Origin of the sequence: Collinsella sp. CLA-ER-H7 (assembly GCF_040092345.1) — a bacterium.
Taxonomy (GTDB): Bacteria; Actinomycetota; Coriobacteriia; order Coriobacteriales; family Coriobacteriaceae; genus Collinsella.
Genome location: NZ_JBBNLT010000004.1, coordinates 32,166 through 45,152 on the forward strand (window position 1 = coordinate 32,166; position 12,987 = coordinate 45,152).

Annotated in this window: 12 protein-coding genes; 11 read left to right on the plus strand and 1 reads right to left on the minus strand. The window is 63.1% G+C overall.

All coding sequences use genetic code 11. The features are described from left to right. Positions 1–59: 59 nt before the first annotated feature. Positions 60–1,520, minus strand: coding sequence for a pyruvate kinase (gene pyk / locus AAAX75_RS03405; protein ID WP_089572705.1), 1,461 nt, complete (start codon positions 1,518–1,520; stop codon positions 60–62). Positions 1,521–1,961: 441 nt separating this feature from the next. Here pyk and AAAX75_RS03410 point away from each other — a divergent pair, with 441 nt between their 5' ends. From AAAX75_RS03410 to AAAX75_RS03460, 11 genes are all read left to right on the plus strand, one after another. Beyond that, entirely contained in the window at positions 1,962–4,643 is a 2,682-nt protein-coding gene (locus AAAX75_RS03410; protein ID WP_349091103.1) for a cation-translocating P-type ATPase, read from the plus strand. 345 nt (positions 4,644–4,988) lie between these two features. Next, positions 4,989–6,068, plus strand: coding sequence for a ribosome small subunit-dependent GTPase A (gene rsgA, locus AAAX75_RS03415; RefSeq protein ID WP_349091178.1), 1,080 nt, complete (start codon positions 4,989–4,991; stop codon positions 6,066–6,068). 252 nt (positions 6,069–6,320) lie between these two features. After that, the gene (cpaB, locus tag AAAX75_RS03420) at positions 6,321–6,980 is read left to right on the plus strand and encodes a Flp pilus assembly protein CpaB (RefSeq protein WP_349091104.1); all 660 of its coding nucleotides are present in this window, start codon (positions 6,321–6,323) and stop codon (positions 6,978–6,980) included. Further along, entirely contained in the window at positions 6,980–8,629 is a 1,650-nt protein-coding gene (locus AAAX75_RS03425; RefSeq protein WP_349091105.1) for a P-loop NTPase, read from the plus strand. Before cpaB ends, AAAX75_RS03425 begins: the two co-directional genes overlap by 1 nt. Continuing rightward, a complete protein-coding gene (locus tag AAAX75_RS03430) occupies positions 8,626–9,954 on the plus strand; it encodes a CpaF family protein (RefSeq protein ID WP_349091106.1) in 1,329 nt (442 codons plus the stop codon). Before AAAX75_RS03425 ends, AAAX75_RS03430 begins: the two co-directional genes overlap by 4 nt. A gap of 50 nt (positions 9,955–10,004) precedes the next feature. After that, on the plus strand, positions 10,005–10,853 hold the full coding sequence (locus AAAX75_RS03435; protein WP_349091107.1) for a type II secretion system F family protein: 849 nt from the start codon (positions 10,005–10,007) through the stop codon (positions 10,851–10,853). Continuing rightward, complete coding sequence (locus AAAX75_RS03440; RefSeq protein WP_349091108.1) at positions 10,850–11,491, plus strand: type II secretion system F family protein; 642 nt, start codon at positions 10,850–10,852, stop codon at positions 11,489–11,491. The genes AAAX75_RS03435 and AAAX75_RS03440 overlap by 4 nt, the downstream gene beginning before the upstream one ends. A gap of 10 nt (positions 11,492–11,501) precedes the next feature. After that, entirely contained in the window at positions 11,502–11,735 is a 234-nt protein-coding gene (locus AAAX75_RS03445; RefSeq protein WP_006235091.1) for a hypothetical protein, read from the plus strand. Beyond that, a complete protein-coding gene (locus AAAX75_RS03450; protein WP_349091109.1) occupies positions 11,699–12,262 on the plus strand; it encodes a hypothetical protein in 564 nt (187 codons plus the stop codon). The genes AAAX75_RS03445 and AAAX75_RS03450 overlap by 37 nt, the downstream gene beginning before the upstream one ends. A 1-nt stretch (position 12,263) precedes the next feature. Then, positions 12,264–12,482, plus strand: coding sequence for a hypothetical protein (locus AAAX75_RS03455; RefSeq protein ID WP_147579407.1), 219 nt, complete (start codon positions 12,264–12,266; stop codon positions 12,480–12,482). After that, positions 12,418–12,954 carry a TadE family protein gene (locus AAAX75_RS03460; protein WP_099432619.1) on the plus strand — a complete coding sequence of 179 codons (537 nt, stop codon included), beginning with the start codon at positions 12,418–12,420 and terminating at the stop codon, positions 12,952–12,954. Before AAAX75_RS03455 ends, AAAX75_RS03460 begins: the two co-directional genes overlap by 65 nt. Positions 12,955–12,987: the final 33 nt, after the last annotated feature.

A 12,987-nucleotide genomic window follows, 5' to 3' on the forward strand; every position in this document is an offset into this window, starting at 1 on the left:
GGCCCGGAAGGCGAAGCCTTCCGGGCCCTTTGCAATGCTAGTATGCTTGCAAGTTCGTTTTAGCGCACCTGAGCGACGTAAGCGACGTTGGTCGAGGAGACCTTGTCCTCGAGCTGGACGCTCATGCGGGGATCGCCGGCGGTAGCGACGGTCAGGTCGCCGGCCTCGACGTAGCCGAGCTCCTTAGCGGTCTCGATCGCCTTGACGATCGTGCCGTTGACGGTGCCCTGGGTAATCTCGGCCTGATGCGGGATAACGCCCCAGTACATGATCATCTGCTGGACGGCCCACTCGTGGCGGGAGAACGCGCAGATCGGCATGTTGGGACGGAAGTGCGAAATCAGGCGAGCGGTACGACCGGTGGTCGTCGGCACGGTGATGCACTTGGCGCCAACGGTGGTGGCCATGTTCACAGCGGACATACCCACAACGTTGTTAACAACGCGGGTGCCATGAGCGTCGGCCGGAACCTCGAGCGGAGCGTGGGCCGGGAGGTACTTCTCGGTCTCGAGAGCAATGCTGGCCTGCATCTTGACGGCCTCGACCGGGTACTTACCGGCAGCGGACTCGCCAGAGAGCATAACGGCGTCGGTGCCGTCGTAAATGGCGTTAGCAACGTCGGCAACCTCGGCGCGCGTCGGGCGCGGGTTCTGCTGCATGGAGTCGAGCATCTGCGTAGCGGTGATAACGGGCTTGTAGGCCGCGTTGCACTTAGCGATGATCTCCTTTTGGATGTGGGGAACGAGCTCGGGCTTAATCTCGATGCCCAGGTCGCCACGGGCGACCATGATGCCGTCGGAAGCCTCGAGGATCTCGTCGAAGTTCTCGACGCCCAGGGCGCACTCGATCTTCGGGAAAATCGTCACGTGCTCGCCACCGTTCTCGCGGCAAAGCTTGCGAATGCCGCGGACGGACTCGCCGTCACGGATGAAGGAAGCGGCGATGTAGTCGATGTTCTCGGTCAGGCCAAAGAGGATGTCCTGACGATCGCGCTCGGTGATAGCGGGCAGCGAGATGTTGACGTTGGGCATGTTGACGCCCTTGCGCTCGCCGATCAGGCCGTCGTTCTTAACGACGCAGGTCATGTCCTGGCCGTCGACGGACTCGACCTCGAGGGCAACCAGACCATCATCGATCAGGATAAGGGAGCCCTTCTCGACCTCGGAGGGCAGAGCCAGGTAGTCGAGGGAGATGTGCTCAGCGGTGCCGTGGAAATCCTCGGACGTGGGCTGAGCGGTGACGACGATCTTATCGCCGGTCTTGACGGCAACCTTCTTGCCGTCGACCAGAAGGCCGGTGCGGACCTCGGGGCCCTTGGTGTCGAGCAGGATGCCGACGGGCAGACCGAGCTCCTTGGAAATACGACGGACGCGCTCGATGCGACCGTGGTGCTCGTCGTAGGATCCGTGCGAGAAGTTAAAACGGGCGACGTTCATGCCCGCCTTGATCATCTCGCGGATGGTCTCGTCGCTATCGCAGGCGGGACCCATGGTGCATACAATCTTGGTGCGCTTGTACATTCAGACCTCCATCTGACATCGTCTTGCGCTGATAGATAAACCATAAGAAATAAAACTGAGATGATTATAACGAAATGCCGACCGAATACCCCAAAAAATCGACCGTATGCCGAATTAGAAGTTCATTTTTTGCGAATAAACGGTATATGCAAAAACTTTACCAACCGTTCTAACCGCTGCTATCTGGGCGATATTTCAGTTTGATGATGCACCGAAGAAAAAACGTTTTATCAATGTCGAACATCATACGGTCTGCATCGTTGCACTCGAGCCGTGTTTCCAATTGGAATGTTTTGGCTAGACGCGCCGCTTTGGGGTACCATAGCTCCACTATCAACTGCCGCTCAGCACGGCAGCCTTGATGAGCCCTTGCCCTTCTCCTGGGAATTATGATCGGGCATCAATCTGCTGAGTGGCCCGAATCCCAGGAGGGGACTCTATATGCAAAAGGAATACCTGTCCGCCGCGGCGGAGGTACTCAGCGACCAAGGTGTCGATGAGAACCTCGGCCTGAGCAACGACGAGGCGTCGTCGCGCCTCGCCAAGACAGGCCCTAACAAGCTCGAGGAAGCCGAGAAGACGCCGTTGTGGAAGCGCTTCTTTGAGCAGATGGCCGACCCCATGGTCATCATGCTGATCGTTGCCGCCGTCATCAGTGCACTCACGGGCATGGTCAAGGGTGAGGCGGACTTTGCCGACGTCGCCATCATCATGTTCGTCGTTATCGTCAACTCGGTGCTGGGCGTGGTTCAGGAGGCCAAGAGCGAGGAAGCTCTCGAGGCATTGCAGGAGATGAGCGCGGCGCAGTCCAAGGTTCTGCGCGACGGCAAGCTCGTGCACCTGCCGAGTGCCGAGCTCGTGCCTGGCGATGTGATCATGCTCGAGGCGGGCGACTCCGTCCCGGCCGACTGCCGCGTGCTCGAGAGCGCCACGATGAAGATCGAAGAGGCTGCACTCACCGGCGAGTCCGTGCCTGTCGAGAAGCATGCCAACGTGATCGAGCTCGCCACCGGCACCGACGACGTGCCGCTCGGCGACCGCAAGAACATGTGCTACATGGGTTCCACCGTGGTGTACGGTCGCGGTCGCGCCGTCGTGGTCGGTACCGGTATGAACACCGAGATGGGCAAGATTGCCGGCGCCCTGGCCGAGGCCAAGGAAGAGCTCACGCCGCTGCAGGTGAAGCTTGCCGAGCTCAGCCGCATCCTCACCATCATGGTTATCGTCATCTGCGTCGTCATCTTTGGCGTTGATATCATCCGCCACGGCGTGGGCAACGTTCTTACCGACCCGACCGCCCTGCTCGATACCTTTATGGTTGCCGTCTCGCTCGCCGTCGCTGCCATCCCCGAGGGCCTGGTCGCCGTCGTGACCATCGTGCTGTCGCTTGGCGTGACCAAGATGGCCAAGCGCCAGGCAATCATCCGCAAGCTCTCTGCCGTCGAGACTCTCGGCTGCACGCAGACCATCTGCTCCGACAAGACCGGTACCCTTACCCAAAACAAGATGACCGTCGTCAAGCACGAGCTCGCCGCGCCTAAGGAGAAGTTCCTGGCCGGCATGGCTCTGTGCTCCGATGCCCAGTGGGACGAGGAGCTGGGCGAGGCCGTGGGCGAGCCGACTGAGTGCGCGCTCGTCAACGACGCCGGCAAGGCGGGCCTCACCGGCCTGACCGCCGAGCACCCGCGTGTGGGCGAGGCCCCGTTCGACTCGGGCCGTAAGATGATGTCCGTGGTCGTCGAGACCCTGGACGGCGAGTATGAGCAGTACACCAAGGGCGCGCCCGACGTGGTGATCGGCCTGTGCACCCATATCTACGACGGCGACAAGGTCGTTCCGCTGACCGAGGAGCGTCGCGCCGAGCTCGTGGCCGCCAACAAGGCCATGGCCGACGAGGCCCTGCGCGTGCTGGCGCTGGCAAGCCGCACCTACACCGAGGTCCCGAGCGACTGCAGCCCCGCTGCGCTCGAGCACGACCTGGTCTTCTGCGGCCTGTCCGGCATGATTGACCCTGTCCGCCCCGAGGTCGCCGACGCCATCCGCGAGGCCCACGATGCCGGTATTCGCACCGTCATGATCACGGGCGACCACATCGACACCGCCGTGGCCATCGCCAAGCAGCTGGGCATCGTCACCGATCGCAACCATGCCATCACCGGTGCCGACCTCGATCGCATGAGCGACGAGGAACTCGACGCGCACATCGAGGACTACGGCGTGTATGCCCGCGTCCAACCCGAGCACAAGACACGCATCGTCGAGGCTTGGAAGTCGCGCGACCAGATCGTGGCCATGACGGGCGACGGCGTCAACGACGCCCCGTCCATCAAGCGCGCCGACATCGGCGTGGGCATGGGCATTACTGGTACCGACGTCACCAAGAACGTCGCCGACATGGTGCTCGCCGACGACAATTTCGCCACCATCATCGGTGCCTGCGAAGAGGGCCGTCGTATCTACGACAACATTCGTAAGGTCATCCAGTTCCTGCTTTCGGCTAACCTTGCCGAGGTCTTCTCGGTGTTTATCGCCACGCTCATCGGCTTTACCATCTTCCAGCCGGTGCAGCTGCTGTGGGTGAACCTGGTCACCGACTGCTTCCCCGCGCTCGCGCTGGGCATGGAGGATGCCGAGGGTGACATCATGAAGCGCAAGCCGCGCAACGCCAAGGACGGTGTCTTTGCCGGTCACATGGGCCTGGACTGCGTGGTCCAGGGTCTGATCATCACCGTGCTGGTGCTGGCGAGCTTCTTTGTGGGCGTGTACTTTGACATGGGCTACATCCACATCGCCGATATGATCGCCGGCAATGCCGACGAGGAAGGCGTGATGATGGCGTTCATCACGCTCAACATGGTCGAGATTTTCCACTGCTTCAATATGCGCAGCCGTCGTGCGTCGCTGTTCACCATGAAGAAGCAGAACAAGTGGCTGTGGGCTTCTGCCGCGCTGGCACTGGTGTTGACGGTGATCGTGACCGTGCAGCCGACGCTTGCCGAGACGTTCTTTGGCCCTGTGACGCTTGAGCTCAAGGGCGTTCTTGCCGCGCTGGGCCTGGCCTTCCTGATCATCCCGCTGATGGAGATCTACAAGGCGATCATGCGCGCGGTCGAAAAAGGGTAGCGCACTCGTCCGGGCCCGCCCCACGCCCTTTCTCCCTCACTGGTCCTCGCGCTTTGCGCTGCGGGATCGTTCGGGAGAAAGGGCTTCCGGGGCGGGCCCTGCGGTGGCTTTGCTGGCTTTTCTCCCGTGCGGATGAAAAGGGCTGAGGGAAAGTTTGTGAGCTGGTCGGGCTTTGCCCGGCCAGCTCTTTTTGATTTAAAATACCTGCTCAGTTGTGATTTATGGTGCTGGGAGGCGCTTGTGGGCAAGGCTAAGGCTAAGGCGAAGAAAAAGACGACGGGGGCGCGGGCTAAGCGCGATCGTCGTCGGAAGCTTGCGACCGAGGCTCTCGCGTCTGCCGAGGAGTTGCTGGCAAGCGTGCCGGGACTTGACGCGCTGCAGGATGTCCCGGCGTTTGATGACCTGCCGGTCGATGGGGCTCAGCGGGCGGCATTTGACGACTTTTGCGCACATGCTGAGGAGCCCGAGCAGATGCAGCTTGGCGCCGTGGTGCGCTTAGATCGCGGGTTTCCGCTGGTGGCGACGGCCGACGATACCTTTCGTGCCGAGCATGCCGTGGGGTTTGCCAAGTCGCGCGGCGAGGACGAGGTGCTGCTGCCCGCCGTGGGCGACCGTGTGGCGGTGCGCCGCGCTCCCGGGCACGATATGGGCGTGATTGAGTGCGTTCTGCCGCGCCGTACGAGCTTTGAGCGTTGGCGCGGCCGTGCCCGTGGAGAGCGTCAGGTGCTCTGCTCCAACGTGGATAGCGTGCTAATCGTGCAGGCGCTCGGTGCCGGTGAGGTGCTGCTCGACCGCGTGGCGCGCTCGCTGGTGTTGGCGCTCGACTGCGATGCCGAACCGGTGGTGGTGCTCACCAAAGCTGACCGCTGCGATGCCGAGGAGCTCGAGCGCGATCTGGACCGCGTGCGCCGCCTGGTAGGTCCGGACGTGCGCGTGATCGTGACGTCCTCTGCCGAGGGCCGCGGCCTGGACGGGGTCCGTGCCTGCGTGCCTGCCGGGAGCTGCGCCATGATTCTGGGCGAGTCGGGTGCCGGCAAGTCGACGCTGCTCAATGCACTGCTGGGCCACGATACGTTGGCGACCGGCGGTGTGCGCGAGCGCGACGACCAGGGCCGTCACACTACCGTCGCGCGCGTGATGGTGGCGCTGCCGGGCGACGCCGGTGTGATCGCCGATGCCCCGGGCCTGCGCAGCCTACCGCTCGTGGGTCACGAGCGGGGTCTGGCGCGCGCCTTCCCCGAGATTGTCGAGGCATCGCGCGCGTGCCGGTTTGGCGATTGCACACATACCCATGAGCCGGGTTGCGCCGTTCGCGAGGCCGAGGACGCCGGGCAGATCGACAGTCTGCGTCTGGAAACGTTCCAAAACTTGGCGTCATCCATGCGCGTGAGCGCTCAAATGCTCGATCCCGATGTTCATCTGTAATTGATTTTTCCTATGACAGCCGTCTCCCAACTGTTCGGGAGACGGCTTTTTTCCTGCGGAAAAGCCTCGAAACATGCAGTTTGTTGACGTGCTGACCAAAACCTTGCCACGAGCTTGACGGGCTGGTCAGCTTTTGGTCAGCGATTGGTTTGACATCGAAAACCAAGATCGCGATTGCGCCGCTTTGCGCTCTGACCGCCCAGACAATGGTGGTACGGGCATTCGCCCGGCACTGCCATGAGAGGAGCGACCGTGAACAAGAGCAAGCGCATCGCCATCAGTCTGGTCGCGGGCGTGCTCGCTGCTCTGCTCTGCATGGTTTACGGCTCGTCGATCCGCTCGCAAGCCGAACAGGTCCAGGCTGAGACCTTGGCCAAGTACGGTGGCGATCGCGTCGAGGTATGCGTCGCGGCGCGCGATATCGATGTGGGCGAGACCCTCGATGAGACCAATGTCATAACCCAGGAATGGCTGACGAGTCTGCTGCCGCGTGACGCGGCGACCGAGCTGCGCCAGGTGCGCGGCGACGTGACGACTTCGCGTATTCCCAAAAACGCCGTGATCTGCAATGTCTACACCAAGGCCGAGAGCCACAAGCTCGAGGTGCCTAAGGGCAAGGTCGCCGTTTCGGTGGCGGTCGATGCCGAGCACTCGGTCGGCGGTGCCACGGGCGTGGGCAGCTATGTGGACGTGTACGTGCAAAAAGATGACGTAACCGATCGACTGTGCGGCGCGCACGTGATCGATACCAGTGAGAATTCCGGTGCCACGCGCGAGGGCAAGATCGAATGGGTGACGCTGGCGGCTGACCCCGAAGACGTCAAGGAACTGCTGGGAGCCTCGCGCAAGGGAACGGTCAGCTTGACGATTCCCGCCACGGCGCGCGGCAAAAAGAGCGGAGGCGACGAGTGATGAAGGCGATCTGGCTTGCGTGCTGCGCGTGCGGCGATTACGGGCTGTTGCAGCAGGAAGTCGAGGGCCGTGATGCGGGTGCACAGGTGCTTCGCGTGGGTGACCTGGACGGGCTGGTTTCCATGGCGCGGGCGTTTCCGTCGCGCCGCGGGGCTGCCATCATCGCGGCGTCTCTGTTTGATATCGAAGATGTGCGCAAGACTGTTGCGCGCCTGACGGCCGAAGGCCGCGTGAGTCGCGTGGTCGTGTTGATAGAAGTGCTCGATCCGTCGGATATCGAGGGACTGTTTCGCGCGGGGGCGACCGAGGTCATCGCTGCGCACAGTATATGCGGCAACGGGCGCGCGGGCGAGGGAGCGGTTGATTCCGATCGGCGCATGACGATTGAGCCCGATGCTTTTGTTGATAGGGAACCCGGGGCGCCTCGCGCTACAAGAGGCCCGCGTGTTGATGATTATGGAAAAGCGGAAGCCGAGCATGGTCGGCGCCCCCGGAACCCCCTTGTATACGATGACGCTGGAGGGCCGGCACAGCATGCTGGCGACTCCCCGGCTGTAGATATGGGATACGTGCACGGCGTGAATCTGGCGGATGAACTCGACGAAGTTGAGGGCTTTGCCGGGTGCGGCGAGTTGTCGCTGATGCAGCATGAGCAGATTGCACAGAACGAGCCTGCCTTGCAGACCGAACAAGCCGCCATGCCGGCTTGGACGCAGCGTGTGGTTGCGGCGGGGGAGACGGGGACGCTGTCGCCGACGCCCGCCCCGCCGCCTCCGATGCCGCCGGCAGACGCTGCCGCTCCGCAGCATCGAGCTCCGGTCATCTGCGCCATTTCGGGTTCGGGCGGTTGCGGCAAGTCGACGATCGTTGCCACCATGGCACACACATCGTCGCTGTTGGGCTTGCGTGCCGCCGTGCTCGACCTGGACCTGATGTTTGGAAACCTTTACGACTTGTTAGGCGTCGATGCTCCGCGCGATATGGCGGCACTTATCGAGCCGTCGGCGGCGGGCACGCTCACCGAGCCGGATATCGTAGCCGCATCCCAGCGCGTGGCGCCGGGCGTTACGCTCTGGGGTCCCGTCGCGGCGCCCGAGCAAGCCGAGCTCATGGCACGTCCGGTGGAGCTACTGCTCGATGTCCTGCGTCGCGAATCCGACGTGGTCTTTATCGATACCTCGGTCTTTTGGGGCGATGCCGTGGCGGCTGCGGTGGCGGCGAGCGACCGTTGCCTGGTCGTTGGCGATGCGGCGGTGTCGTCCGCGACATCGGCATCGCGCGTCATTGAACTGGCAAGTCGAGTAGGTGTGCCGCGCACGCGCATGAGCGCCGTGTTCAACCGGTTCGGTGCGCGCGGGGCAGACGAGGACGTCGCCATGCGCTTTGAGATTGCCTGTGCGTTGAGCTCCAAGATTCGTATCGCCGATGGCGGGCAGGATCTCGCCGCGCTCATGGCGTTTGGGCGCGCCGACGAGGCAGTGGGTCAGACGAGCGCTTTTGCGACCAGCGTGCGCGAGGCCACGCGCGAGATGCTCGTGGAACTGGGGTGCGCCGTCGGCCCTTGGAGCGATATAGTCGCCGACCGTGCAACGCGTACCGAACGCCCGCGTATCCGCCTTCCCTGGTCGCGCGAGGGTGATCAGCGATGAGCCTGCAAACGAGGATTAAGGCTGCCGGCGCTGCAGCGGCGGCAGCTCCTGTAGATGCGGGGCGTCGCCGCGCGGTGAAACGACGCACTAAGCGCGCCGTGATGGACCGCATGGGTTACGACGAAGTGGCGCGTATCAGCGCCTATATCGACCCGGTACTTGCCCGCTCGGAATTGCGTCCCGCGGTGGAGGCGGCGCTCAATGTTGAGGAGCCGACCGATCTCGCGACGCCCGAGCGCGAGACCATCATCGACGAGATTTTGGATGACGTGGTGGGCTTGGGGCCGTTGCAGCCGCTCATCGAGGACGACACCGTTACCGAAATCATGATCAACGGCTGTCGCTCTGCCTTTTTTGAGCGCAGTGGCGTTTTGTATCCCATCGAGCACGCGTTTGAGGACGACGAGCAGATCCGTGTGCTCATCGACCGCATCATCTCGCCGCTCGGCCGTCGTATCGACGAGCGTAGCCCCATCGTCAATGCCCGCCTCAAGACGGGTTATCGCGTCAACGCGGTGATTCCACCCGTGGCGATCGACGGGCCAATCCTTACCATCCGTAAGTTCTCGGACCGTATCTGTTCGTTGGACGAGCTTGTGGGGTTGGGGTCACTGCCGCTTTGGTATGCGCAGTTGCTGTCGTGCGCGGTGTCGCTGCGACAGGACCTGGCGGTTGCGGGAGGCACGGGATCTGGTAAGACCACCCTGCTCAACGCGTTGTCATGCGAGATCTCCACCGGCGAGCGCATCGTGACGATCGAGGACTCTGCCGAGCTCAAGTTTGCGCATCATCCGCACGTGGTGCGCCTAGAGGCGCGCGAGGCTTCAATTGAGGGCGAGGGCGCGGTGACGATCCGCGACCTGGTGACCAATGCCCTGCGCATGCGCCCCGACCGCATCGTGGTGGGCGAGGTGCGCGGTGCCGAGTGCTGCGACATGTTGCAGGCCATGAACACGGGCCACGACGGGTCGCTCACCACGCTTCATGCGGGTTCCGAGCAGGAGACCGTGGTGCGTCTGACGTTGCTTGCACGTTATGGCATCGATCTGCCGAGCGAGCTCATCGAGGAGCAGATTGCCATGGCGCTCGACGGCATCGTGATGTCCGAGCGCCACGCCGATGGCAGGCGTTTCGTCTCCTCGTATTCGGGGGTGCGTCGCGCCGCGTCGGGCGGCGTAGAGCTCGAGCGCTATGTGACTTTCGATGCCGCCGAGCGCACCTGGAAGCTTGACCGCGAGCCGCCGTTTATCGTAGAAGGCCTGCGGTCGGGGACGCTCACACAAGAGGAGGTGGACGAATGGAGGTCGCTGTGCCCCTCGTCGTAGGGGGTTTGGCAGGGTTTTCTGTTGCGACGGCGTGCGGGGCGGAACCTCGTGTGCCGCAGGTACCGCCGGCGGAGCTGGCGCGTCAGGCGCTCGAGACGGTGGCAGAGAAGCTGCCGCGTGAGCTGGTGGAAAACGATCTGCTGAAAAAGATCGCCCGTTCGTGGGCATCGCTGGCTCCGGCGCGTCGCCTTGGCCTCGCGATCGAGGATGCTTCGGGGCGTTTGGCGTTTCTGCTGCTATCGAGCGGTGTCTGCTGCGTTTTGCTAACGATGGTGTCGTTATCGCCCCTCGGATTTGCCTTGGGACTTGTTGCTCCGTTTGCCGTTGGCGCCGCTCGGGATGGCTTTGAGAGCCGGCGCGAGCAACACGATGCAGAAGAGGCCATGCCCGAGGCGTTTGCCGCACTTTCCATGTCGCTTGCCTCGGGACATTCACTGGCCCAGGGCATGCGCTTTGTGGGCGCTCATGCGCAAGAACCGGTGCATACCGAGTTTTTGCGGGTGGCGGCGGCAATCGATTGCGGCATCTCGGCGACCGACGCGCTCGATGACTTGCTCGTGCGCATCGACGCCCCTGGCCTTTCGCTTGTGACCTTGGCGCTTAAGGTGTCTCAGCGCACCGGTGCTCCGCTTGCCGACTTACTGTCCGAGGCGTCGAGCATGGTGGGGGAGCGCATTGAGCTCAAGCGCCGCCTGGATGTTAAGACGTCGCAGGCTCGCATGTCTGCGCATATGGTCGCGGCGATGCCGACGGGCATGTGCGCGGTGTTGGCGCTGCTTTCGGCAGATTTTCGTCGCGGTCTTGCGACGCCTGCCGGCGCGGGCACTGTGGTGCTGGGTCTTGCCCTCAACGCCGTTGCCCTGGTGGTTATCCGGCGCATTATGCGGGTGAAGCTATGAGCGCCCCGGTTGCAGTTGCGGCTTGCCTGTGCGCTCTGAGTGTATTTGTCGCGACGGGTTTGGATCGGGCGGATGCACGCAAGATTGCAGAGGCCTGCAAGCGCGAGGCGGTGCTGGTCGCTGCCGCGGGTCGCTCGGTGGTCGATGCTCTGGCCGTGCGAATGAAGGGCGCGGTTGGAGCGGGCGGCCCGGCGCGAGTATCGCTCGGCGAAGTGTCCGAGATGATCGATGTTGTGCGCTTGGGTCTTTCGGCCGGTCTTTCGTTTGATGCGGCGCTTGAGATTTTCTGCGCCAACCGCCGGTCAGTGCTGGCTTTTCGACTTGAGCGGGCCTGCATGGCGTGGCAGGTGGGCGTGGGCACGCGTGAGGACGAGTTGTTGGCCGCCGCACGCGACCTGGACGTGCGAGCGCTCGAGACCTTTGCCATCACGGTGGGGCAGGCGCTCGCTCTGGGTGCCCCACTTGCCGAGACACTGGCCGCTCAAAGTCGCGAGATCCGTGCGGCTCATCGCGCCGCGGTCGAGCGCGAGATCGAGCGTGCGCCCGTCAAGCTGCTGATTCCCACCGGCACGCTCATCTTGCCGGCGTTGCTTCTGTCCATATTGGGCCCGCTGTTGGGAGCAGGCGGGATGATGTAGGGAGGAATACATGAACACGATGACTGACGTTGCTGGCAAGGTCTGGAGCTGGGCTGTTTGCCAGTCAATTCGCGCTCGCCAGCATGCCGGGGAGCTACTGCAGGAGGAGAGTGCGCAGGGCACCACCGAATACGCCATCTTGGTCGGCGTGCTCGTGGTGATCGCCATCATTGCCATTGTCGCATTTAAGGGCAAGGTCCAAGATCTATGGAACGCTATCAGCGAGGGCATCAACAGCCTGTAGAGGGCGAGCGCCCCATCGGGGTGCTGCTGGTGTTTGCTTGCCTGACCGTGGCGATAGCGGCGGTGCTTTGGGGGCTTAACGCCGCGCGGCAGCAGCGTCCTGGGGCCGCCTTCGATTCGGGCTCAGATTCGGCGGTGGCGTCTCAAAAAGATGAGATGCGAGATGCGGACGATTCGGATGTCGCTGTCACGGCGCAAACCTTTCTGCGGATGCTCGACAAGCGGTCTGGCACTGCGACGGATTCGCCTGAGGACAACGCGATTGCGGTCCGGCTTGCATGGTCCGAGGACCGACCGATGACCGAGGCAGCGGCGGATATGTTACGCGCCTACCGCGAGGTGCCAACGGCCCAGCTCGCCCTGAGCGGCTATCTCGATATTAAGGGCAACGTATGGGGCGCCATTGTGCGCGATGGGCGCGGCTGGGTCGATATGGTGACGGTTGCCGCGGATGCCGGCGATGCCTCGTGCCGCCTGCGCGTGATCCGCCTGAGCCCGCAGGCATCGAACTCAAAGGAGGGGTCGTGAAATGCATGACGTCCTGCGCGAGGAATCTGCCCAGGCGACGGTCGAATACGCCATCGTCACGGTGGCGCTGCTTTCCATCGTGCTGGCGATCGCGGGGCTTTGGCGTGCCGGTGCCGACGGGCGCTTGGCGGCGCTGGTCGAGCGGGCGGCATCCCATGGCGTTGCCTCGACGTCGGTTATCGACGCCGCTGCGGGTGCTAAGGACATCGCGTTGTATTGATATCGCGCGCGAGGACCGGGCGCAGTCTACGGTCGAGGCCGCTTTTTTGCTGCCGACGTTTCTGATGCTCATCCTTCTCGCACTGCAACCGGTGTGCCTGCTCTATACGCGCGCGGTCATGGAGTCTGCCGCTGCCGAGACCGCGCGGCTCATGACCACGACGACGGCGGAGGACGACGATCTTAAGGAGTTCACCCGCCGCCGGCTTGCCGCAGTGCCCAACGTTTCGATCTTTCATGCCGGCGGGCCGTTGTCGTGGGATATCGAGCTTGGTCGGGCCGATGCGGGTGGCGTCTCGTCCGTGTCCGTTTCCGGCGAGGTCAAGCCGTTACCTGTGATCGGTGCGTTTGCGCAGGCTATGGGTGGTACCGCCGAGGGCGGCTACGTTGAGCTCAAGGTCGATGTCTCGTATCAATCACGTCCCGAATGGCTGGAGGGAGATTATGGTTCGTGGATTGCTGCATGGGATTAAGCGTTTCTGGTCTAGACGCGTTTTGACGCGCCG

Coding starts and splice junctions, on each gene's coding strand:
- AAAX75_RS03430 (WP_349091106.1), top strand. CDS start 8,626: ATGAGCCTGCAAACGAGGATTAAGGCTGCCGGCGCTGCAGCGGCGGCA.
- AAAX75_RS03445 (WP_006235091.1), top strand. CDS start 11,502: ATGAACACGATGACTGACGTTGCTGGCAAGGTCTGGAGCTGGGCTGTT.
- pyk (WP_089572705.1), bottom strand. CDS start 1,520: ATGTACAAGCGCACCAAGATTGTATGCACCATGGGTCCCGCCTGCGAT.
- AAAX75_RS03440 (WP_349091108.1), top strand. CDS start 10,850: ATGAGCGCCCCGGTTGCAGTTGCGGCTTGCCTGTGCGCTCTGAGTGTA.
- AAAX75_RS03455 (WP_147579407.1), top strand. CDS start 12,264: ATGCATGACGTCCTGCGCGAGGAATCTGCCCAGGCGACGGTCGAATAC.
- AAAX75_RS03410 (WP_349091103.1), top strand. CDS start 1,962: ATGCAAAAGGAATACCTGTCCGCCGCGGCGGAGGTACTCAGCGACCAA.
- AAAX75_RS03460 (WP_099432619.1), top strand. CDS start 12,418: ATGGCGTTGCCTCGACGTCGGTTATCGACGCCGCTGCGGGTGCTAAGG.
- AAAX75_RS03425 (WP_349091105.1), top strand. CDS start 6,980: ATGAAGGCGATCTGGCTTGCGTGCTGCGCGTGCGGCGATTACGGGCTG.
- AAAX75_RS03450 (WP_349091109.1), top strand. CDS start 11,699: ATGGAACGCTATCAGCGAGGGCATCAACAGCCTGTAGAGGGCGAGCGC.